Source organism: Chachezhania antarctica (assembly GCF_003646465.1).
Taxonomy (GTDB): domain Bacteria; phylum Pseudomonadota; class Alphaproteobacteria; order Rhodobacterales; family Rhodobacteraceae; genus Chachezhania; species Chachezhania antarctica.
In genome coordinates this window covers 218,846-240,975 of record NZ_QZEX01000004.1, presented here as the reverse complement: position 1 = coordinate 240,975, position 22,130 = coordinate 218,846, and the positions used below count along the sequence as shown (strand labels likewise).

At 65.2% G+C, this 22,130-nt stretch carries 16 protein-coding genes; 8 read left to right on the top strand and 8 right to left on the bottom strand.

Annotated features, from left to right (window positions below; all coding sequences use genetic code 11):
* Positions 1-35: 35 nt before the first annotated feature.
* Genes D4754_RS10170 through D4754_RS10155 form a run of 4 tightly spaced genes read right to left on the bottom strand, consistent with a single transcriptional unit; the run spans position 36 to position 4,062 of the window.
* Positions 36-1,250: a phosphopentomutase gene (locus D4754_RS10170; RefSeq protein ID WP_121063111.1), complete on the bottom strand. Its 1,215-nt coding sequence runs from the start codon at positions 1,248-1,250 to the stop codon at positions 36-38.
* Complete coding sequence (locus tag D4754_RS10165) at positions 1,247-2,557, bottom strand: thymidine phosphorylase (protein WP_121063109.1); 1,311 nt, start codon at positions 2,555-2,557, stop codon at positions 1,247-1,249. Before D4754_RS10165 ends, D4754_RS10170 begins: the two co-directional genes overlap by 4 nt.
* 3 nt (positions 2,558-2,560) lie before the next feature.
* Complete coding sequence (locus D4754_RS10160; protein WP_121063106.1) at positions 2,561-2,962, bottom strand: cytidine deaminase; 402 nt, start codon at positions 2,960-2,962, stop codon at positions 2,561-2,563.
* Positions 2,959-4,062 (bottom strand): cupin domain-containing protein, encoded by a 1,104-nt coding sequence (locus tag D4754_RS10155; protein WP_121063104.1) that lies wholly within the window; start codon positions 4,060-4,062, stop codon positions 2,959-2,961. Before D4754_RS10155 ends, D4754_RS10160 begins: the two co-directional genes overlap by 4 nt.
* A 244-nt stretch (positions 4,063-4,306) precedes the next feature.
* Here D4754_RS10155 and D4754_RS10150 point away from each other — a divergent pair, with 244 nt between their 5' ends.
* The 4 genes from D4754_RS10150 to D4754_RS10135 all read left to right on the top strand — a co-directional run bounded on the left by D4754_RS10150 (position 4,307) and on the right by D4754_RS10135 (position 11,929).
* Positions 4,307-6,580 (top strand): NADP-dependent malic enzyme, encoded by a 2,274-nt coding sequence (locus D4754_RS10150; protein ID WP_121063102.1) that lies wholly within the window; start codon positions 4,307-4,309, stop codon positions 6,578-6,580.
* 136 nt (positions 6,581-6,716) lie between these two features.
* A complete protein-coding gene (locus D4754_RS10145; protein WP_121063100.1) occupies positions 6,717-8,609 on the top strand; it encodes an AMP-binding protein in 1,893 nt (630 codons plus the stop codon).
* Positions 8,610-8,804: 195 nt separating this feature from the next.
* Positions 8,805-10,235: an amidase family protein gene (locus tag D4754_RS10140; protein ID WP_121063098.1), complete on the top strand. Its 1,431-nt coding sequence runs from the start codon at positions 8,805-8,807 to the stop codon at positions 10,233-10,235.
* Between the two features lie 134 nt (positions 10,236-10,369).
* Positions 10,370-11,929, top strand: coding sequence for a long-chain-fatty-acid--CoA ligase (locus D4754_RS10135; RefSeq protein WP_121063405.1), 1,560 nt, complete (start codon positions 10,370-10,372; stop codon positions 11,927-11,929).
* Between the two features lie 275 nt (positions 11,930-12,204).
* On the opposite strand, the gene D4754_RS23935 is transcribed toward D4754_RS10135, so the two are convergent.
* Complete coding sequence (locus tag D4754_RS23935; protein ID WP_163025867.1) at positions 12,205-12,618, bottom strand: hypothetical protein; 414 nt, start codon at positions 12,616-12,618, stop codon at positions 12,205-12,207.
* A gap of 86 nt (positions 12,619-12,704) precedes the next feature.
* Positions 12,705-13,466, bottom strand: coding sequence for an NAD kinase (locus D4754_RS10130; protein WP_121063403.1), 762 nt, complete (start codon positions 13,464-13,466; stop codon positions 12,705-12,707).
* Positions 13,467-13,648: 182 nt separating this feature from the next.
* Here D4754_RS10130 and glyA point away from each other — a divergent pair, with 182 nt between their 5' ends.
* Positions 13,649-14,935 carry a serine hydroxymethyltransferase gene (gene glyA / locus D4754_RS10125; RefSeq protein WP_121063096.1) on the top strand — a complete coding sequence of 429 codons (1,287 nt, stop codon included), beginning with the start codon at positions 13,649-13,651 and terminating at the stop codon, positions 14,933-14,935.
* Positions 14,936-15,072: 137 nt separating this feature from the next.
* On the opposite strand, the gene D4754_RS10120 is transcribed toward glyA, so the two are convergent.
* A complete protein-coding gene (locus tag D4754_RS10120; RefSeq protein ID WP_121063094.1) occupies positions 15,073-15,831 on the bottom strand; it encodes an alpha/beta fold hydrolase in 759 nt (252 codons plus the stop codon).
* 121 nt (positions 15,832-15,952) lie between these two features.
* On the opposite strand from D4754_RS10120, the gene D4754_RS10115 reads away from it, so the two are divergent.
* Positions 15,953-17,431: a tetratricopeptide repeat-containing sulfotransferase family protein gene (locus D4754_RS10115; protein ID WP_121063092.1), complete on the top strand. Its 1,479-nt coding sequence runs from the start codon at positions 15,953-15,955 to the stop codon at positions 17,429-17,431.
* Positions 17,432-17,594: 163 nt separating this feature from the next.
* Positions 17,595-17,963, top strand: a complete 369-nt coding sequence (locus D4754_RS10110; protein ID WP_121063090.1) for a hypothetical protein — start codon at positions 17,595-17,597, stop codon at positions 17,961-17,963.
* Positions 17,964-18,008: 45 nt separating this feature from the next.
* On the opposite strand, the gene D4754_RS10105 is transcribed toward D4754_RS10110, so the two are convergent.
* On the bottom strand, positions 18,009-18,440 hold the full coding sequence (locus D4754_RS10105; RefSeq protein ID WP_240453829.1) for an Lrp/AsnC family transcriptional regulator: 432 nt from the start codon (positions 18,438-18,440) through the stop codon (positions 18,009-18,011).
* 137 nt (positions 18,441-18,577) lie between these two features.
* On the opposite strand from D4754_RS10105, the gene D4754_RS10100 reads away from it, so the two are divergent.
* A complete protein-coding gene (locus tag D4754_RS10100) occupies positions 18,578-21,973 on the top strand; it encodes an indolepyruvate ferredoxin oxidoreductase family protein (protein WP_121063086.1) in 3,396 nt (1,131 codons plus the stop codon).
* Positions 21,974-22,130: the final 157 nt, after the last annotated feature.

Genomic DNA, 22,130 nt, shown 5'->3' with positions numbered 1-22,130 from the left:
CCCGGCACGATCCTGCAAGGCGCGACGGGCCGGATTCAGGGCAAAAAGCTGCGTCCCGGTCCGATCAGGGGCAGGTTCAGATGTTCGGCGACGCTCTGCGCGACATCGGCAAAGGCAATCTGCCCGGCATTGCCCCGCCCCAGCCCGGCACACAGGACAGGCACGCGTTCGCGTGTGTGATCGGTGCCGGCCCATGTCGGGTCGTTGCCGTGATCGGCCGTCAGGATCATCAGGTCCCCCGGTTTCAGCCGTTTCAGGATCGGCGCCAGCCCCGCATCGAACCATTCCAGCGCGCTTGCATAGCCTGACACGTCGCGGCGGTGGCCATAAAGCGAATCGAACTCGACGAAATTGGCGAAGGTCAGGCTGCCGTCTTCGGCCTCGTCCACCAGATCTCCCAGATGGCCCATCAGGTCGGCGTCCGGGCCCTTCCGGACCTCATCGATGCCTTCCATAGCCAGGATGTCGCCAATCTTTCCAATGCCATGGACGCGCCGCCCGGCCTCGTGCGCGACATTGGTCAACAGCGGCCCGGGCGGTTTCAGGGAGTAGTCTCGGCGGTTTCCGGTGCGCGTGAAGCCGGTATCGGGCGAGCCTGTGAACGGCCGGGCGATTACACGGCCTACCCTCATCTTGTGGAGCATCGGCGCGACCGTCCGGCAAAGTTCCAGCAGGCGCTCCAGCCCGAAGCTCTCCTCGTGCGCGGCGATCTGGAAGACGCTGTCGGCTGAGGTGTAGCAGATGGGCCAGCCGGTCCGCATGTGCTCGGCGCCCAGTCGTGCGATGATCTCGGTTCCCGAGGCGTGGCAATCGCCCAGTATCCCGTCTGTCCCGGCGGCTTGCGCGACCGCCGCACTCAGGTCCGGCGGGAAGGCGGGCTTGGTGTGGGGGAAATAGTGCCAGTCCCACGTGACGGGCAATCCGGCCAGTTCCCAGTGGCCCGATGGCGTGTCCTTGCCCGCGCCCTGTTCGGTTGCCGCGGCCCAGAAGCCCGAGGGGCTGGCCGTCAGACCGGGCGTCTCGATGCCCGAGGCCGTCCGCAACGCGGCGCCCAGGCCAAGCGCATCCAGTGTGGGCACCTTCAAAAGACCGCTGCGCCCGTCTTCGGCCAGCCCGTCGGCGCAGGCCTTGGCGATGTGGCCCACGGTATTGGCCCCGGTGTCCGGGGCGTCCCCGTTGAAGAACGACGCCGCATCGGGCGCCCCGCCGATACCGACGGAGTCCATCACCACAAGGAAAGCCCGGGTCATGGGTTGACCGTGGCGTGGATCAGCGGCGGGAGTTTCCGGGGCTTGGCCCCGATGGAGAACGCTGCCCGCACCGCAGCTTCGGCGCGGCCGGCGGCGTCGGAGCGGCTGGCATGGATCGTGGCCAGCGGCGTGCCCTTGTCGACCTTCGTGCCCAGCCGGACGATGCCCGTCAGGCCCACGGCGGGGTCGATCGGGTCGGTCTCGATCTGGCGACCGCCGCCAAGGGCCACGACGGCAAAGCCCAGCGCCTCGCCATCGATGGCGGTGACATGGCCCGCTTCGGGCGCCTCGACCTCGCGGATGTGATCCGCTTCGGGCAGGCCGTGGCGCCAGCTTTCGGCGAAATCCGATGGCCCGCCCATTGCGGCGACCATCTTGGCGAACCGTTCCGCCGCGCTGCCATCGGCCAAGGTTGCGGCGATCTTCGCCTGTCCCTCTTCAACCGTGTCGGCCAGCCCGACCTGTGCCAGAAGCGACCCGCCCAGTACGGCCGATATCGTGGCCAGCGGGCTGTCGGCGCCTTCGCCGGTCAGGACTTCCATCGCGGCGACGATCTCCAGCGCGTTGCCCATGACGGGCGCAAGCGGCTGGTTCATGTCCGAGATGATCGCGCGGCACGGGCACCCGGCGGCGTTTGCGGTTTCGACCAACGCGATGGCCAGCGCCTTCGCGTCCGCCTCGGATTTCATCAGCGCCCCGGCCCCGGTCTTGACGTCAAGCATCAGCGCCTGCGGTGCGGCGGCCAGCTTCTTCGACAGGATCGACGCCGTGATCAGATCGAGGCTGTCAACCGTCGCCGTCACGTCGCGCACCGCGTAAAGGCGGCGGTCGGCGGGGGCAATGTCTCCGGTCGCGCCGACGATGGCGCAGCCCACCTGCCCCACGATCTGCTGCAAACGGTCCGGCGCGATCTGCGTGCGGACGCCCGGGATCGCCTCCAGCTTGTCGAGCGTCCCACCCGTATGGCCCAGCCCCCGGCCCGAGATCAGGGGCGCGTAGGCACCGCAGGCGGCAAGCGCCGGGGCCAGCACGAAGGACACGCAATCCCCCACGCCTCCGGTCGAATGCTTGTCGACGACCGGACCGTCGAGATCCCATTTCAGGACCTGCCCCGTGTCGCGCATGGCGATGGTCAGTTCCGCCCGGGCCGCGGCATCCAGATGCTGCAGGCACACGGCCATCGCGAAGGCGCCGGCCTGCGCGTCGCTGACGGTGCCGTCGGCAAGGCTGCGGGCCATCCAGGCCATGGCGCCCTTGGGCGGTTGTTCCCCCTTGCGAAGGAAGGCGATGATCGAGCGTGCGTCCATGGGTCAGGTATCTGCCATGTGATCGGCGCCGAACGCCCCGGGAAGGAGTTCGGCCACGGTCATCTTCAGTTCCTGTCCCGTCGTGGTGGCCATGGTCACGGCCACGTCCTTGCCCGCGAACTCGGCGATCTTCTGGCGGCATCCACCGCAGGGCGGCACCGGCAGGGGTGCTTCGGCCACCACGTACACTTCCGTGATCTTGCGCGCGCCGCTGGCGGCCATTGCGGCGATGGCCCCGGCCTCGGCGCAGGTGCCTTCGGGATAGGCGATGTTTTCCACGTTGCAGCCCTGGAAGACGGTGCCGTCGTCCGTGCGGATCGCGGCGCCGACCTTGAAGTTGGAATAGGGCGCGTAGGCGTTTGCGAACACGGCCAGCGCGGGCGCGCGAAGGGGGTTTTCGGTCATGCCAATTCAGGCTCCGTCACGAGTTCGGTTGCAAAGGCGCCCGGCAAGGCGACCTCCAGAAGCTCAAGATCCGCGGTGGCGTCGGCCAGCCGCGTGGCCATGCCCGGCGGGATGACGAAGGCATCGCCCTTTTCCAACCGGTAGGGATCGCGGCCTTCGCCATGAAGCGTCACGCCGCCTGCCATCACGAAGGTGAACAGGATGTCGGCATCGTGGCGAGCCCATGCGGGTGCGCCGTTTCCGGGACGGACGACCTGCACACCCGCCACGTTGCCGGTATTGGCGGCAATGGTCGTGTCGCGGCACTGGAAGCCCGGCAGGCGGAAAGGCTGCCAATCGGCCCCTTGGGCCAAGTTGTGGACGAATTTCTGCCCCTGCCATTCCCGGTCAGGGCGCAACTGGGCCGTGGGCAGGTCCATGTCATGATCGATCTCGGTCACGTGTTCGGCCGGGACGCCGATCTCGATCACCTCGACATTGTCCGAGGCCTCGACCACGCGGTGGCGGATCTCGGGCGGCTGGATGAAGCAATCGCCCGGCGTCAGGCGGCGCAGGCCGCCTTGATCTTCATACAGGACATCGACCCAGCCGCGGACGCAGAAGATCAACTGGAAGCCGACCTTGTGGAAATGAACCATGTCGGGCACCGGGCCGCCGTCCGGGATGCGGATATGGCTGGCGATGATCGACCCGCCCAACCGGTCGGGGATCAGATCGCGGTAGTGCATGCCCGCGCGGCCCACGATCCACGGGGCCTGATCGGCCAGCCGGCGCACGACGAAGGAATGCAGCGTCGTGGGCAGGATCAGCGGCGGATTGCGGTCCTCGATTTCGATCCTCGTGCCATTGGGCGCGGTCAGGGTCCGGGCGCCCTCGGCGAACCCGTCGGGATCGTCGGTCAGGATGCGAATCGTACCGGCGCTTTCCTTTGCGTCGCGGTCGATGCGCAGCCGCAGGCCATGGCCCGAAAACACAGCGACGCCGGGATCGTCGGCGGGATAGATCATGTCCATCCGCATCCCCAGCACCTTGGTAAAGAACGGGATATCGTCGCGCAACTCGGTCGTGGGCAGGCGGATTTCGGCGATTGTGTCGGGCATTGGCTGCGCTCTCCTGTTGCGCAGACAGTGGCGCGGGGCGCGCGGGTTTTCAACCCGCGGCGCGGCGGCGCAGATCAGCACTAGGGGTAGGCGCCGACGCGGAAGGCCGATAGCATCCGGGCCGAGGAGATTTCCCCGCCACGTGCCGATCGCCTCCCTTGTCGATTGGCTATCGGGGCCGTTCGTTTGCCAGTCCCGCGACGGGTCCCACGGGCACCCGCGCATGAATGAAGGAGGCTGCCCCATGTCGGACAGCGACAATCTGCGCCAGGCTTCACTGTACTACCACGAGTTCCCGCGTCCCGGGAAACTGGAGATCCGTGCCACCAAGCCACTGGCCAACGGTCGCGACCTGTCGCGCGCCTATTCGCCCGGCGTGGCCGAGGCCTGCCTGGAAATCCAGGCCAATCCGCAGGATGCCGCGCGGTACACGTCGCGGGCGAACCTTGTCGCCGTGATCTCGAACGGGACGGCGGTGCTGGGGTTGGGCGATATCGGGGCCATGGCCGGCAAGCCGGTGATGGAAGGCAAGGCGGTTCTGTTCAAGAAGTTCGCCAATATCGATTGCTTCGACATCGAGGTCGACGAACACGACCCCGAAACGCTGGCCAAGATCGTCTGCGCGTTGGAGCCGACCTTCGGCGCGATAAACCTTGAAGACATCAAGGCGCCCGATTGCTTCATCGTCGAAAAGCTGTGCCGCGAGAAGATGAACATTCCCGTCTTCCACGACGACCAGCACGGCACCGCCATCGTCGTGGGGGCCGCGGCGACCAACGCGCTGCACGTGGCCGGAAAGACATTCGAGGACATAAAGATCGTGTCCTCCGGCGGTGGTGCTGCCGGGATCGCCTGCCTGAACATGCTTCTGAAGCTGGGCGCGAAACGCGAAAACATCTGGCTGACCGACATCGCCGGGCTGGTCTACGACGGCCGGACTGAGGAGATGAACCCCCACAAGGCGGAGTTCGCCCAGAAATCCGATCTGCGAACGCTCGACGACGTGATCGAAGGGGCCGACATGTTCATCGGCCTGTCCGTCGGCGGCATCCTGACGCCTGATATGGTCACACGCATGGCCGACCGGCCAATCATCTTCGGGCTGGCCAATCCCACGCCCGAAATCATGCCCGATCTGGCGCGTGCCGTGGCGCCGGACGCGATCATCGCCACGGGGCGCAGCGATTTCCCGAACCAGGTGAACAACGTCCTGTGCTTCCCGTTCATCTTCCGCGGTGCGCTGGACGTGGGCGCGACCGAGATCAACGACGCGATGGAGCTTGCCTGCATCCACGGCATCGCCAAGCTGGCCCGTGAAACCACCAGCGCCGAGGCCGCGGCGGCCTATAGCGGCGAAAAGCTGACCTTCGGCCCCGATTACCTGATCCCGAAACCCTTCGATCCGCGGCTGATCGCCGTGGTCTCCGCCTCGGTGGCGAAGGCCGCGATGGACAGCGGTGTCGCGTCCCGGCCCATCGCGGATTTCGACGGCTATGTCAAAAAACTGGAACAATCGGTCTTCAAGTCGGCCCTGCTGATGCGGCCCGTCTTCGATGCCGCCGCGACCTCGAACCGCCGGATCGTCTTTGCAGAAGGCGAAGACGAACGCGTGTTGCGCACCGCGCAGGCCGTGCTGGAGGAGATGAGCGAAACCCCGATCCTGATCGGTCGGCCCGACGTGATCACCGCACGGTGCGAACGCATGGGGCTGACGGTGCGCCCGGGCAAGGATTTCGCCATCGTGAACCCCGAACACGACGACCGCTACCGGGACTACTGGACCAGCTATCACGACCTGATGGCCCGCCGCGGGGTCACCCCCGATACGGCCCGCGCGATCATGCGCACCAACACGACGGCCATCGCGGCCATCATGGTCGAACGGGGCGAGGCAGACAGCATGATCTGCGGTGTCTTCGGCGAATACCGCTGGCACCTGAACTACATCACGCAGGTGCTGGCCACCGACAAGCTCCGCCCCGTGGGTGCCCTGTCTCTGATGATCCTTGAAGACGGCCCGCTTTTCATCGCCGACACCCAAGTGCATCAGCGCCCCTCCCCCGAGGACATTGCCGAGATCGCCATCGGCGCCGCCCGGCATGCCCGGCGCTTCGGGATAGAACCGAAGATCGCACTGTGTTCGCAATCGCAGTTCGGCAACTTGTCCAGTGGCTCGGGCAAGCGGCTGCGCAAGGCGCTGAAGATCCTCGATTCCGCGCCCCGCGATTTCGCCTACGAGGGCGAGATGAACGTGGACACCGCGCTGGACGGAGACCTGCGCGCCCGGATCATGCCCAAGACCCGCTTCGACGGGCCGGCCAATATCCTCGTCTTCGGCAGCCCGGACGCGGCCAGCGCCACGCGCAATATCCTGAAGGCGAAATCCGAGGGGCTGGAAGTGGGGCCGATCCTGATGGGCATGGGCAACCGCGCGCACATCGTGTCGCATTCGATCACCTCGCGCGGGCTGCTGAACGTGACCGCCATCGCCGGCACGCCGGTGAAGGCCTACGAATAGGCGCCGGGTCTGAAACATTTGTAACAGATTTGAGCTATATCAACGCGGCGCGCGGGAGAGGCGCTCAGGACATCCGGGAGGATCCGGTCGGGGCGTCGGCGCTCTGGCTGGGACATCGGGAGAGGGAGGGACACCCATGAGCTACACGTCACTGATGCATCGTTGGTCGTCGGATCCGGAGGCCTTCTGGATGGACGCCGCCCAGTCGATCGACTGGGTCCAACCTCCCACCAAGGCGCTCGATGACACCAACGCACCGCTTTACGAATGGTTTTCCGACGGGCTGGTGAACACCTGCTACAATGCGGTCGACCGGCATGTCGAAGCCGGCCATGGCGAGCGCGTGGCGATCATCCACGACAGCCCGATCACCCATACCAAGCATGAAATCACCTATGCCGAATTGCAGGCCCGCGTCGCCTCGCTGGCGGGTGCGCTGCGGGCGAAAGGGGTCGAGAAGGGCGACCGGGTGATCATCTACATGCCGATGGTGCCCGAGGCACTGGAGGCGATGCTGGCCTGCGCGCGGCTGGGCGCGATCCATTCCGTGGTCTTCGGTGGCTTCGCCGCGAACGAGCTTGCCGTGCGGATCGACGACTGCACGCCGAAGGCGATCATCGCCGCGTCCTGTGGCTTGGAGCCTGGGCGCGTGGTGCACTACAAGCCGCTGCTCGACGGCGCGCTGGAGATGGCCACGCACCAGCCTGATTTCTGCGTGATCTTCCAGCGCGAACAGGAAGTGGCGAAACTGGAAGCGGGCCGCGATCACGACTGGCATTCCTTCCAGTACGGTGTACCCGACGCCGAATGCGTCCCCGTGGAAGGCAATCACCCGGTCTACATCCTTTATACCTCGGGCACGACGGGCGCGCCCAAAGGCGTGGTGCGGGCCACCGGCGGGCACCTCGTGGCGCTGAACTGGTCGATGCGCCATGTCTACGGGGTACAGCCTGGAGAGGTGTTTTGGGCCGCGTCCGATGTCGGCTGGGTCGTGGGGCATTCCTATATCTGCTACGCGCCGCTGATCCACGGCAACACGACCATCGTCTTCGAAGGCAAGCCCGTAGGCACGCCCGATGCGGGCACGTTCTGGCGCGTGATCGCGGAACATAAGGTCGCTGCGTTCTTCACCGCGCCCACCGCGATCCGGGCTGTGAAGCGCGAGGATTCGAATGGGGCTCTGATCGACAATTACGATCTGAGCAGCCTGCGCACCCTGTTCCTGGCCGGAGAACGGGCCGATCCGGCGACCATCGAATGGGCCCAGCGGAACCTGAAGATCCCGGTGATCGACCACTGGTGGCAGACCGAGCTGGGCTATCCCGCCGTGTCGATCCCGATGGGGGTCGAGGAACTGCCGGTGAAGCTGGGCTCTCCCGGGGTGCCGATGCCGGGCTACGACATGAAGATCCTGGGCGAAAACGGCGAGGAGCTGCCCACCGGAGAACTGGGCGCCATCGTGACGCCCCTGCCCCTGCCACCCGGCACGCTCCCGACACTCTGGAACGCCGAGGACCGCTTCCGGAAGAGCTACCTTGCGAACTATCCCGGCTACTACGAGACCGGGGATGCGGGATACGTCGACGAGGACGGATACCTCTATATCATGGCGCGCACGGACGACGTGATCAACGTTGCAGGCCACCGCCTGTCGACCGGCGCGATGGAGGAAGTGCTGGCCGGGCACCCGGATGTCGCGGAATGCGCGGTGATCGGGGTGTCGGATGCGCTGAAGGGGCAGATGCCGGTGGGCTTCTTGTGCCTGACGTCCGGCGTGACCCGCGATGCGGCGGAAATCCAGGCGGAAGTGGTGAAGCTGGTGCGCGACAGGATCGGGCCCGTCGCCGCGTTCAAGCTGGCGGTTGTCGTCGACCGGCTGCCCAAGACGCGATCGGGCAAGATCCTGCGGGCCACGATGGTCAAGATTGCCGATGGCGAGACCTTCAAGATGCCCGCCACGATCGACGACCCGGCGATCCTGGACGAGATCCGGGCGGCCTTGCAGTCCGTGGGCTACGCTGGCGACTGATCGTTTCCGGGGTGCTTGTTTCGAAAAGTGGTTGGGGGCTCTGCCCCCCGTCCGCTGCGCGGACTCCCCCGAGATATTTCTGGACCAAAGAAGTCTGGGGCCGTGGACCTTTCATGGGCAGCGCCGTCGCGGCAGGCTTGCCAGCGCGGGCGCGGTGGATAGTCTGGCCCGGCCGCGTGTCAGCAGGAGATCGCAATGACCGACACCCCCCTTTGGAAACTGAGCGCCACCGGATTGTCGGCCCTGACACGGACAGGCGATGTGTCGGCCGTAGCCGCGGTGGAAGACGCCATCGAACGGATGGACGCGGTCAATCCCGCGCTGAACGCCGTCGTGGCCGATCTGCGGACCGAGGCGATGGAGCGGGCCGATGCGCTGGACAGTGCGCGTCAGGCCGGGGCAGAACCCGGGCCACTGCACGGGGTGCCGGTGACGATCAAGGTCAACGTCGATCAGAAGGGCCATGCCACGACCAATGGTGTGACCGCACTGAAGGACCTGATCGCGCCGGACGACGCACCACTGGTCAAGAACCTGCTGGATGCGGGCGCGGTGGTCATCGGGCGAACCAATACGCCCGAATTCTCGTTCCGCGCCGATACCGACAACGAACTTTACGGCCGCACCCATAACCCTTGGGGCAAGCACGTGTCCCCCGGCGGATCGTCGGGCGGCGCCGGATCGGCGGTGATGGCCGGGATCGGCGCGCTGGCACATGGCAACGATATCGGCGGCTCGCTGCGCTTTCCGGCCGCCGCCAACGGCGCCGTGACGGTGAAGCCGGGACTGGGCCGCGTGCCCGCCTGGAACCCGTCGCAGACGGCCGAACGGGGGATGCTGGCGCAGTCCATGTCGGTGCAGGGACTTCTGGTGCGGTCGGCCGAGGATCTGCACACCGCGATGCCCACGATGATCGCGTCGCGGGCCACCGATCCGTTCCACGTCCCCCTGCCCTGGCGCGGTGCGCCGCTGGACGGGCCGATCAAGGTGGGCTTCACCAAGGAGACCTGCGGCTTCGATCTGCATCCGGAGGTGGACGCCGCGCTCGACACCGCGCGGGAAGCGCTGGTCGATGCGGGCTACGACGTGGTCGAGGTAGATCCGCCCTTGGTCCAGGAATGCGGCGAGGTCGGCTATCGCGCGCTGATGGGCGAGACACGGTCGATGCTGGAGACGGCGATCCGGGCCACGGGCTCGAAAACCGTGAACGCGATCTTCGACGTCTATTTCGAGATGTTCGAACCCTACGCGGGCGTCGAGCTTCTGGAGATGATGGCCAAGCGCACGCACTACGCCCGGGTCTGGTCGCAGTTCCAGCAGGACTATCCGCTGGTGCTGAGCCCGTTCCTGCCGCAACCCTTCTTCGCGCCCAACCGCGACGCGGAAGGCGAAGAGGGCGTGCGCGAGGTGCTGGGCGCGGCGATATGGTCCTACGCGATGAATTTCATGGGGCTGCCCGCCGGATCGGTGCCAGCACGTCTGGCGGATCTGCCGAAGGGCCGGCAGCCGATCAGCGTGCAGATCACCGGCCGGCGATGGCGCGAGGATCTCGTTGTCGATTCCATGCAGGCGGTCGAGGCGCGGGTGGGCCGGATGTGCCTGCCGCTTTGGGAACAGATGCGCTGACGCCATAACGTCGCTTGCGCTGCAGGGCAGAATAATGCTGCAGCGCAACAAGTTGCGCCGAGTGTTGACAGGAATTGCCCTGCCGCGGATGGTCTCGCCAACCCGTGAACCATCTTTACGACAGGTCCCGTTTCATGCAGATCACCGCCGTCCTTCGCCGTGCCGCCCAGATCAATCCCAAGGGTCTTGCCACCCGCTATGAAGGCCGTGACCGGACCTGGGCGGACTTCCAGACCAGGGTCGAAAAACTGGCCGGGGCACTGCAGGCAGCCGGCATGGGCCCGGGCGACAGGGTGGCGATGCTGTCGCTGAACTCGGACCGGTTCCTGGAGTACTTTTTCGCCGCGACATGGGGCGGCGGCGCGGTTATGCCGTTGAACATCCGCTGGGCGCCGCCCGAATGCGCCTATGCGCTGAACGATGGCGGGGCCGAGATCCTGATGGTCGACGATGCCTTCAAGGCCGCGATCCCTGCGATCCGGGCCGAGGTGCCAGGTCTGAAGACCGTGATCTATTGCGGCGAGGGCGAGACGCCCGAGGGCATGCTGAACTATGACGAGATCGTGGAGGCCGCGGCCCCCGTTCCCGATGCGGGCCGCTCGGGCGACGACCTGGCGGGGATTTTCTATACCGGCGGCACGACGGGCTTTCCCAAGGGCGTGATGCTGTCGCACACCAACTTCTTCACGGGCGGCATTTCCAACTGCGAGGCGATCCACATCGCAGACGGCACCACCTACCTGCACGCCGCGCCAATGTTCCATATCGCCGACTTCCTGTTCTTCATGGCCGTCACCTTTGCCGGTGGCACCCATGCCGTGATCCCGGCCTTCTCTCCCGATGCGACGCTGGCCGCCATCGAACGCTACAAGCCCAGCCACGTGCTGCTGGTCCCGGTCATGCTGCAGATGATGCTGGCCTGTCCCAAGCTTGCGGAAACCGATACCTCGTCGCTGGAGCTGATCGCCTATGGCGCCTCGCCCATCACCGAGGCGACGCTTGTCGATGCGTTCGGGAAGTTCCCCGGCGTGGGCTTCCTGCAGGCCTTCGGGCAGACAGAGCTGAGCCCCGTAGCCACGATCCTTGGCGCCGACTACCATGTCACCGACGGCCCGAAGGCCGGCAAGCTGCGGTCGGCCGGCCGCGCCACGAAGATCGTCGAGGTCCAGATCCGTGGCCAGGACGATACCGAACTGCCCCGCGGCGAGGTCGGAGAGATCGCCGTGAAGGGGCCGATCACGATGCTGGGCTACTGGAACAAGCCCGACGTGACCGCCGCGACGATCAAGGACGGCTGGGTCTATACCGGTGACGCGGGCTACATGGACGACGAAGGCTTCGTCTTCCTGATGGACCGGGTGAAGGACATGATCGTGTCGGGCGGGGAGAACGTCTATTCCGCCGAGGTCGAGAACGCCTTGGCGCAGCATCCCGCCGTGGCCACCTGCGCCGTGATCGGCATTCCGTCGGAGCAATGGGGCGAAGAGGTGCACGCCATCGTGATCCTGAAACCCGACGCAACCGCGACCGAGGACGAGCTGAAGGCGCATTGCCACACGCTGATCGCCGGCTTCAAATGCCCGCGTTCGGTGACATTCCGAACCGAGCCGCTGCCACTATCGGGGGCCAACAAGGTGCTGAAGACGGAATTGCGCAAGCCGTTCTGGGAAGGCCGGGACCGACAGATTTCGTAAGCGAACGGTGCCGGTGCACACGCCCGGCCCCACAAAGGGCCGGGCACTGGCAGACGCGGTGAAACACCGCGTCCGCACGGGGCCCAAAATGCCTACTCTGCAAGAAAAACCATAAGAAACGGACGGAATACGAATCCGGATACAACAACTTCGTAATTACCCTATTTCGTGACACCAATATTACAATACAGAGCCAAACAACCGGGTTCTGCGAAGTTTTGGGGGATGTCCACGAACCGTGTTGGGATGAGCCGTTGTATGTCTGCTCCGAGCCCTTATTGTTTGAAGTCTCGGTTTTTGAGAACCTCAAACTCGGCCCAACAACATTTCGCTGTGACAACAAGGCACCAAACTGCGATCACGGCCATCGAAAGCAAGTAAACAGGTGATACCAGATTAGCGATGTATACCGGGATCAGAGAGCATTGATTATAACCCTTCAATGCACTGCCTGCGCAAAGTGTTTCCGCTGAGCCAATAAAGAGAAACAATGAGATCACCACCGATGCGACAAGTACCGCGGTAAGCTTCATGACGCTCTTCACGCGAGGAACAATGGAAAAACGCGGCCAAGCCAATGCGACTATCGCTGGCGAAATATGAACCAGAAATGACATGCTTGCTGGCAGCAAATCTTCCAATTCAATACCGCGCTCACCAAGTTTCGATACACGCGACAGTCGTGCCAATGATCTGGTTGGTCAAGGTCCGCTCCGTCCCGCACTGCGGACCAACACGGTTTGCGGACACCCCCGTTTTCAACAGGGTAACCTTTTCAGGTGAACTGCTCTGCGATCAACCGCTCTTCCAGCCCGTGCCCGGGATCGAACAGGATCCGGTGGGTGATGTCGGGGTTCGATTGCACCTCGACCCAGTGCACGTTCGAGATCGAGATCGAATCGGCATCTGCATGCACCGGTCGCTTTTCCGGCTCCAGCACGTCGAAGCGGACCTTGGCCGTCTTGGGCAGCAATGCTCCGCGCCAGCGGCGGGGGCGGAAGGCGGCGATGGCCGTCAGGGCGAGCACGTCGGCGCCGATGGGCAGGATCGGCCCGTGGGCGGAATAATTGTAGGCGGTCGATCCCGCCGGGGTCGATACCAGCGCGCCGTCGCAGACCAGTTCGGCAAGGCGCACGCGCTCGTCCACGGAAATGCAGAGCCGCGCCGCCTGCGGGCCCGCGCGCAGGATCGACACCTCGTTGATCGCCAGCGCCCGGTGGCTCTTGCCCGCACGGTCCATCGCCAGCATGGCAAGCGGGTTCACCACTTCCTGCTCGGCGGCGGCAAGGCGCGCGGGCAGATCCGTTTCGCTGTATTCGTTCATCAGGAAGCCGATGGTCCCGCGGTTCATGCCGTAGACCGGCGCCGGCAACGCTTCAGTCGCGTGCAGCGTGCGCAGCATGAAGCCATCGCCCCCCAGCGCCACGATCACGTCGGCCTGCTCGGGCGCAGTATTGCCGTAGCGGCCGACCAGTGCTGCGCGCGCGGTCTGGGCCACCGGCGTGCGGCTGGCCAGAAACGCGATCTTTTCAGCCATGTCGGTGTGTCCCATCCCCTTGACCGAAATCGAAAGAAGCACAGCTTGCGGGACTTGGCCAGCCGTCTGCGGAAAAAGACAGCCACGTCGCGGGCATGATGCGGCTGCGGCATCATCGGGCTTTCACGATCCGGCCCGCTCCGCTAGGTAGGCGCCATATACGCGCAAAAGGGGAACAGCCCATGAACGCCTCTCACCGCGACAGCGGTTTCTTCAGCGAAACCCTGTCCTCCCGCGATCCCGAGATCTTCGGCGCCATCACGTCCGAACTTGGCCGTCAGCGCGAAGAGATCGAACTGATCGCCTCGGAAAACATCGTCAGCGCCGCCGTGCTTGAAGCACAGGGCTCGGTCATGACGAACAAGTATGCCGAAGGATATCCCGGCAAACGCTATTACGGCGGCTGCCAGTTCGTCGACATCGCCGAAACGCTGGCGATCGACCGCGCGAAGGAGCTCTTTGGCGCGAATTTCGCGAACGTGCAGCCCAATTCCGGCAGCCAGATGAACCAGGCCGTGTTCCTGGCGCTGCTGCAGCCGGGCGATACCTTCCTGGGTCTCGACCTGAATTCCGGCGGTCACCTGACCCACGGCTCGCCCGTCAACATGTCGGGCAAGTGGTTCAACCCCGTCTCCTACGGCGTGCGCCAGCAGGACCAGATGCTGGATCTCGACGAGGTCCGCGCCAAGGCTCTGGAGCACAAGCCCAAGCTGATCCTCGCCGGCGGCACCGCCTACAGCCGGGTCTGGGACTGGGCCAGGTTCCGCGAGATCGCGGACGAGGTCGGCGCCTACCTGATGGTCGACATGGCCCATATCGCGGGCCTCGTGGCCGGTGGCGTCCACCCCTCGCCCGTGCCGCATGCGCACGTGGTCACATCGACGACGCACAAGTCGCTCCGCGGTCCCCGCGGTGGGCTGATCCTGTCGAATGACGAAGCGATCGCCAAGAAGATCAACTCCGCCGTCTTCCCGGGCCTCCAAGGCGGTCCGCTGATGCACGTGATCGCTGCCAAGGCCGTGGCCTTCGGCGAGGCGCTCCGGCCCGAGTTCAAGGCCTATGCCGCGCAGGTCGTGGCCAATGCACAGGCGATGTCGGACCAGCTTATGAAGGGCGGGATCGATGTCGTGTCCGGCGGCACGGACAACCACCTGTGCCTTGCGGACCTGCGTCCCAAGGGCGTGACCGGCAAGGCGGCCGAGGCCGCACTGGGACGTGCGCACATCACCTGCAACAAGAACGGAGTGCCCTTCGATCCGGAAAAACCCTTCGTGACCTCGGGCATCCGCCTTGGCGCACCAGCAGGCACGACACGGGGATTTGCCGAGCCCGAGTTCCGCCAGATCTCGGACTGGATCGTTCAGGTTGTCGACGGTCTCGCCGCCAACGGTGAAGATGGCAACGCAGACGTCGAAGCCACCGTTCGGGCCGAGGTGGCCACGCTCTGCAAGCGCTTCCCGATCTACTGATCAGCGGCCCGAGCCAGACATGAAGACGGGGCGCGAAAGCGCCCCATCGCGCCCGAGGCGGGTCGGCGGATCCGGCATGGATCCGCCGAGGGCTGGGCGGGCGGGCCCGTGGAGGGCGCGATCCCGCCACGACGGCGTCAACTGTCCAGGAAAACCCGTACCGCAGCCTCGAAATCCCGCGGTTTCTCCGCGTGCAGCCAGTGCTGCGTGCCCGGAATCTTCGCAAACCGCGCATTCGGAAACAGCCGCTTGATCACCGGCCTATGCTCCGGCCGCACGTAATCCGACAAGGCACCCGACAGGAACAGCGCCGGCCCGTCCCAGGCGGCCTCCACCTCCGGAAATCCGACCACCGGTCCCATTCCGGCCGCCAGCGCATCCAGGTTCATCTGCCAGCCCTTGCCGCCCAGATCCAGCGACTGGGTGAAGAAGCTCTGCAGCGCGGGCTCCACGCCCAGGTCGGCCAGCTGCTCCCGTACGTCCGACCGGCGGGTGGCCTTGGACAGGTCCACCGCCTGCATCGCCTCGATGTACTGCATCTGGCTGTGCCCGTACGTGACCGGGGCAATATCCGCCACGATCAGCTTCCGCACGGTGTCGGGCGCCGTCAGCGCCAGCATCATCGCGGCCTTGCCGCCCATCGAATGCCCCAGCACGTCGGCGGGCCCGCCGATCTCGCCGATCACCTCCGCCAGATCCCCGGCCAGGGCCTCGTAGGAATGATCGTCGCTCCAGAACGATTCGCCGTGATTGCGCATATCGACCGCGACCACCTGCCGTGTATCCGACAGGCGCGTGGCGATGACGTTCCAGTTCCGCGCCGAGCCGAACAGCCCGTGCGCGATCAACAGCGGGGGACGGTCCGTCGCGCTGCCATATGAGTTCCAATGCAACATGCCCCCTGATATCGCCCGCCGCACGTCACCGCCAGTGGGCGCACGGGCGCACGTCAATGCTCGATTAAGCATGCTCGCCTAACCTGCATCCGACGCGAGAACCGCTCCGAATGCAGGCACCATGAACCAGGTACGAAAAATCCCGGGCCGCTCCGACACGGCCGCACAAGCCGCGCCCGACCCGGTCGCACGCCTGATCGCCGCCGGCGAATACGAAGCGGCGCTGAACATCCTCCTGCCGCTCATCGCCCACGACCCGCAGGACAGGGCGCTGATCGACCATACCGCCACCTGCTACTGGAACATCGGCGCCCCCGACGCCGCGATCCAGCTCATGCAGATCCTCGCCGACATGGCGCCCGACGATACTCAGGTGCTTGGCAAACTGGGCGCAATGGCCCTGTCTGTCGGGGATCGCGACGGTGCGACCGATGCCTTCACGCGCCTTCTGGGCAAAAAACCGCGCAACGCCGCGGCGCTGGCCACGCTGAACCGGCTGACCCCCTTCGCTCGCGACAGCCGACAGGCCAAAGCCTTGCGCGATCTGACCCGCGCCCGCCGCGTGCCAGATGCGGACCGGGCGCTTGCCTTCAACGCGCTCGGCCGGATCGACGCCGCCCATGGCGACACGGCCCGCGCCTTCCGTAATTTCGCCCGGGCGAAAGCCGTAGCCAAACCGCCCTACCCGGCCGAAGCCATCGACACGCTCGTCGCCCGCCAGCGCGCGGTCTACGACCCCGGCCAATGGCCACTGCCCGACCAGTCCGGCACGACGCCGCGCCTCGTCTTCATCGTGGGCCTCCCCCGGTCCGGCACTACCCTGGCGGAGGCCATCCTGTCCCGTCATCAGAAGACGCGAAGCATCGGCGAAAGCCCCGCCCTGCAGCAGGTCCTGACCGACGTCCGCCGCGCCGCCCTGCGCAAATCGGGCGCCGCCACGGCCGGGGCCGAGGATGCATGGAACTGGTTCACCACGCTCGCGCCCGAAGATCTTGATACCCATCGGAAGGCCTTCTTCCGCAACGCCCGCATCCCGGACAGCGCGGGCGACCTGACCGTCATCAACAAGCTGCCGCTCAACGCGTTCGATCTCGGCTTCGCCCGGTGTCTCCTGCCCGATGCGCGCTTCGTCTTCATGCTGCGCCATCCTCTGGATACCGGCCTTTCCTGCTTCTCGACGCTCTTCAGCGACAGACAGGGCTTCTCTCATTCCCTGACACGAATCGGCCATCTTACCCGGGCCGCCTACGCCTCGCTCGACGATTACCGCGCAAAGCTCGGGGCAGAACTCAGGCTTCAATCCTATCGCGCCCTTGTCGAAAAGCCCGACTCCCAGGTTCGCGCGCTCGTCGCCCATGCCGGGCTTGACTGGGACCCGGCCTGTCTCAGCCCCGAAGCGGCGGCGGGGGCGGTCCGCACGGCATCCGTCCTGCAAGTCCGCGAAAGCATCAATCGCAAGGGACTGGACACATGGCGCGGGTACGAGGCCGAACTCGGCCCCCTGATCGAAAGCCTGGGCGGGCAAAGCTGGCTGGACGAATGGGAGGAGCTGGATCGTGCAGCCGCGGCCGGACCGTCTCTCCCGGACGTACCCTGCTAGACGTCCCGCCCGGCCCCACGCGCGCCCACTTCCCATCGGCTGATCGATGCCGGAACAACGCCAGCACCCGAAGGGGCGCGACTTCAGTCGCGGCACGATGGCTTCCCCGTTTTCACCCGTCCGCAGACCGGCTAGGATGCACGGCGTTACGGGAAGGACGCAAATGCCCACGGATTTCGCACAGGACTTGCAGTCCCTGTCAGAGCTCGCGCAGGAAAAGCTCGGCACCAGGGGCCCGACGCTCGCCGACAGCCTGTCGCGCACCCGTGGCCGTCTGCCCAGACGCCTGCGGCTGAAAGCCCGGGCCCTGACCGCGGTCGAACCGCTGGTCGATCATCCGCGCCTTCACGTGATGGCCGAAGATCCGGCGCTGGACCGAACCGCCGGGGAACTCCGCACCTACCTCAAGTCGATCGACCCCGGCGATCGGCGCAAATCCTGGTGGCTGGGCTGGGCCGCGTCGCTGGGGTTCAACATCCTGCTGTTCGCAGCGCTGACGATTGTCGTCCTGCGCTGGCGCGGCCTGATCTGAGCTGAGAGCCGCATTCAAAACCGGCCGTAACCCCCGGCAAGTTCGCTATTTCACAACCCGCAGGATCAGGTTCGTTTGTGCGCTGGCCACCGCTGGCATGCGGAACAGGAAGCCTTCCAGAAACTGGTTATAGGCATCGATATCGGCGCAGACCACGTGCAGGTGATAATCGGCCTGTCCGGTCGTGGCGTAGACCGACCGGATCTCTTCCTGCGCCTGCATCGCCCGGACGAAGGGCGTGAACTCGTCGGTGGCGTGGCGCCGCAACTGGACATGGACGATCGCCTGGAACCCCAACCCCATCCCGGCATCGTCCAACGCGACCGTGTAGCCGGCGATGATCCCCCGGTCTTCCAGCGCACGCACACGACGCCAGCACGAGGACACCGAAAGCCCGACCTGCTCGGCCAGTTCCGTGTTGGAGATCCGGCTGTTCGCCTTCAATGCCTGCAGGACCCGTTCGTCCACCTCGTCCATTCTCGGTGATTTCATCCAGACTACCCCCGCCTCATGAAACGATCTTTCACGTAACGGTCAAGATCTCAACAAATCAGATCCAAAATTTCACCGATCCTGCGCTATCCTCTCACCACGCATCACGGAAAGGCGATCAGATGACCAGGCACGACCGCGCGATTGAAGGCTACAAGCTGTCAGACCGCTACGACCTGACCGAAGGCAGGGTCTTCCTGACCGGCACACAGGCCCTTGTCCGCGTGATGCTCGACCAGCGCCGCCGCGACCGGGCCGCCGGGCTGAACACCGCCGCATTTGTTTCCGGCTATCGCGGCTCCCCGCTTGGCGGGCTGGATCAGGAATTCTGGCACCTCGGCACCCGTCTGAAGGACGAACAGATCGAATTCCTGCCCGCCGTCAACGAGGACCTGGCCGCCACGGCCGTCCTGGGCGCGCAGCAGGCCGCGCTGGATCCGGATTGCGAGGTCGAGGGCATAGCCTCCATGTGGTACGGCAAGGGCCCCGGCGTCGACCGGTCGGGCGACGCGCTGAAGCACGCCAACGCCTATGGATCGCATCCAAAGGGCGGCGTGCTGGTTGTAGCCGGCGACGATCACGGCTGCGTCTCGTCCTCGATGCCGCACCAGTCCGACATGGCGCTGATGTCGTGGTTCATGCCCGTCCTGAACCCGGCCTCTGTCGCCGAATACCTTCAGTTCGGCGAATACGGCATTGCCCTGTCACGGTTTTCCGGAATCTGGGTCGGGTTCAAGGCGATCTCGGAAACGGTCGAATCCGGCCGGTCCGTCGACCTGCACCCCGACCGAAAATTCCTGCTGCCTCAGATCGACACCCCGCCGGGCGGTCTGCACATCCGCCCGGTCGAGATGCCGGGGACAGAGATCGAAACCCGGATGGAATACAAGCTCGCCGCGGTCCAGGCCTTCGCCGACGCCAATCCGATCGACCGGCGCATCCATGACCTTCAGAACGCCCGATACGGCATTGTGACAACGGGAAAAGCCCATCTTGACCTGATGGAGGCGCTGCGCCTTCTGGGCCTTGACGAGGCCGCGTGCCGACGCCTTGGCATCGACATCTACAAGGTCGGCCTCGTGTGGCCACTGGCCCGTCGTGGCGCGATGGATTTCGTTCATGGCAAGGACGAAATCCTTGTGATCGAAGAAAAACGCGGCCTCATCGAGACCCAGCTGAAGGAACAGCTCTACAACACCAGCTCTCGGCCCGCCGCCCTGGTCGGCAAGACGGATGAAACCGGCGCACCGCTTCTGCAATCTACCGGTGAACTGTCCCCCCGCGCGCTGCTGACGGTCCTGGCATCCCGCCTCAACCCGTTCTTTCCGGACGAAAACCTGATCGACAAAGCCCGCACCCTGACCCAGGAGCCGGCACCTGTTCTGAATGTCCCGGGCGCGACCCGGACGCCCTATTTCTGCTCCGGCTGCCCGCACAACAGCTCGACCAAGGTTCCCGAGGGCAGCCAGGCCATGAGCGGCATCGGCTGCCACGTGATGGCGGGCTGGATGAACCGGAACACGCTGGGCTACGCGCAAATGGGCGGCGAAGGGGTGACCTGGGCCGCGGGATCGCGGTTTGTCGGCATGGCGCACCGGTTCCAGAACCTGGGCGAAGGAACCTGGTATCATTCCGGTTCGCTCGCGATCCGTCAGGTGGTCGCGGCGGGCGCCAACATCACCTACAAGATCCTCTTCAACGATGCCGTTGCCATGACCGGCGGCCAGCCGGTGGACGGCCCCATCAGCCCCGCGGCGATTGCCCATTCCAGCCGTGCCGACGGCGTCAACCGCATCGCGCTTGTCTCAGATGAAATTGACAAATTCTCCTCGGCCGATTTCCCCCCCGGCACCACATTCCATGACCGGGCGGCGCTTGACACGATACAGCGTGAGCTGCGCGACACGCCGGGCGTCACCATCCTGATCTATGAACAGACCTGCGCGACCGAAAAACGCCGCCGGCGCAAACGGGGCCAGATGGAGGATCCCGACACATTCGCCGTCATCAACGATCTGGTGTGCGAAGGCTGCGGCGATTGTTCGTTAGAAAGCAACTGCCTGAGCGTCGAACCGAAGGAAACGGACTTCGGGCGCAAGCGGAAGATCAACCAGTCGTCGTGCAACAAGGATTTCTCCTGTCTCAACGGGTTCTGCCCCAGTTTCGTGACCGTTTCCGGCGCCAAGCGGCGCAAGCCTGCGCCGGCCAGCATCGATATCGACGCGCTGAAGACCGACTTGCCGCGCCCTGCCGAACCCGGCCTGAGCAAACCGTTCGACCTGATGGTTGCCGGTGTCGGCGGAACGGGCGTTGTCACGCTGGGCGCGCTGGTCACGATGGCCGCGCATCTTGAAGGCAAGGGTGCGAGCGTTCTGGATTTCACCGGTTTTGCGCAGAAGTTCGGTACCGTGATCGGCTATGTCCGCATTGCCGCCACGCCCGACGCCGTGCAGCAAGTGCGCATCGATGCCCGTTCCGCCGATGCCGTCATCGGCTGCGACGCGGTTGTTTGCGCCTCGCCCAAGGCGTCCTTCCACTATCGGAACGGCACGCAAATCGTTCTGAACAAGGCGGAAATGCCGACTGGCGATCTGGTTCTGGAGCGCGATGCCGACCTGAAGATCCCCGAACGGGAAGACCTGATCGGCCGGACCGTCGGGCCTGGGAACCTGCTGTCCTTCGATGCGAACCGCGCGGCCGAGCGCCTGATGGGCGATGCCGTTTTCGCCAACATAATGCTGCTTGGCGCCGCGTTTCAGAAGGGTTTGGTCCCGGTCAGCGAGGTTGCCCTGAAGCAGGCGATCCTGCTGAACGGTGTTGCGGTCGAAAAGAATGCGATGGCCTTCGATTTGGGCCGGATTCTGGCCCTGAAACCGGACCTGCTGGCCGATCAGCTTGCCGAACCTACGCCGGATGCCGAAACGGCAGGCTCTGTCATTGATCGTCGTGCCGCGTTCCTGGCGGAGTATCAGGATCAGACTTATGCCGACCGCTACCGGGCAAGGCTTCAGAAGTTCCGCGAGGCTCTGCCCAATGATGTCGGGGATGCGCCTGTCATCGCCGCTTCAAAATCGCTCTTCAAGCTCATGGCGTACAAGGACGAATACGAGGTCGCGCGGCTGATGACAGGGACCGCTTTCACGAAAGAGCTGACCGAAACCTTCGAAGGCGATTTCACCGTCTCGTACCACCTTGCCCCGCCTGTGCTGCCCCTTGGAACCGACACACGGGGCCGCCCCAACAAGCGGCGTTTCGGCCCGTGGCTGACGCCTGTCCTGCGCGGGTTGGCCCGGCTGAAACGCGTGCGCGGGACGCCGTTCGATCCATTCGGATACACCGCGGACCGCAAGCTGGACCGCACCCTCCTGGACTGGTTCGAACGCGTGCTGATCCACGTGGAATCAGGATATTCGGAGGAGGAAGCGATGCGCCTTCTGACCCTGCCGGGCGAGATACGCGGCTATGGCCCGGTGCGCCACGCGGCCGCCGAAAAGATCATGACTGAAAACGGATTGTGATCATGTCGAAGAACGCACAACCATGCGAATATCTTCAGAGCGTGACCAAACTTTCCCCGATGCGAGCCATCTCGTACGCATTGGTTTACCAATCTCGCCTAGAGTCCACCCAACGGCACCGTGTTCCGGGCATCGTCTTGCGCTTGGCTGCGCCAGG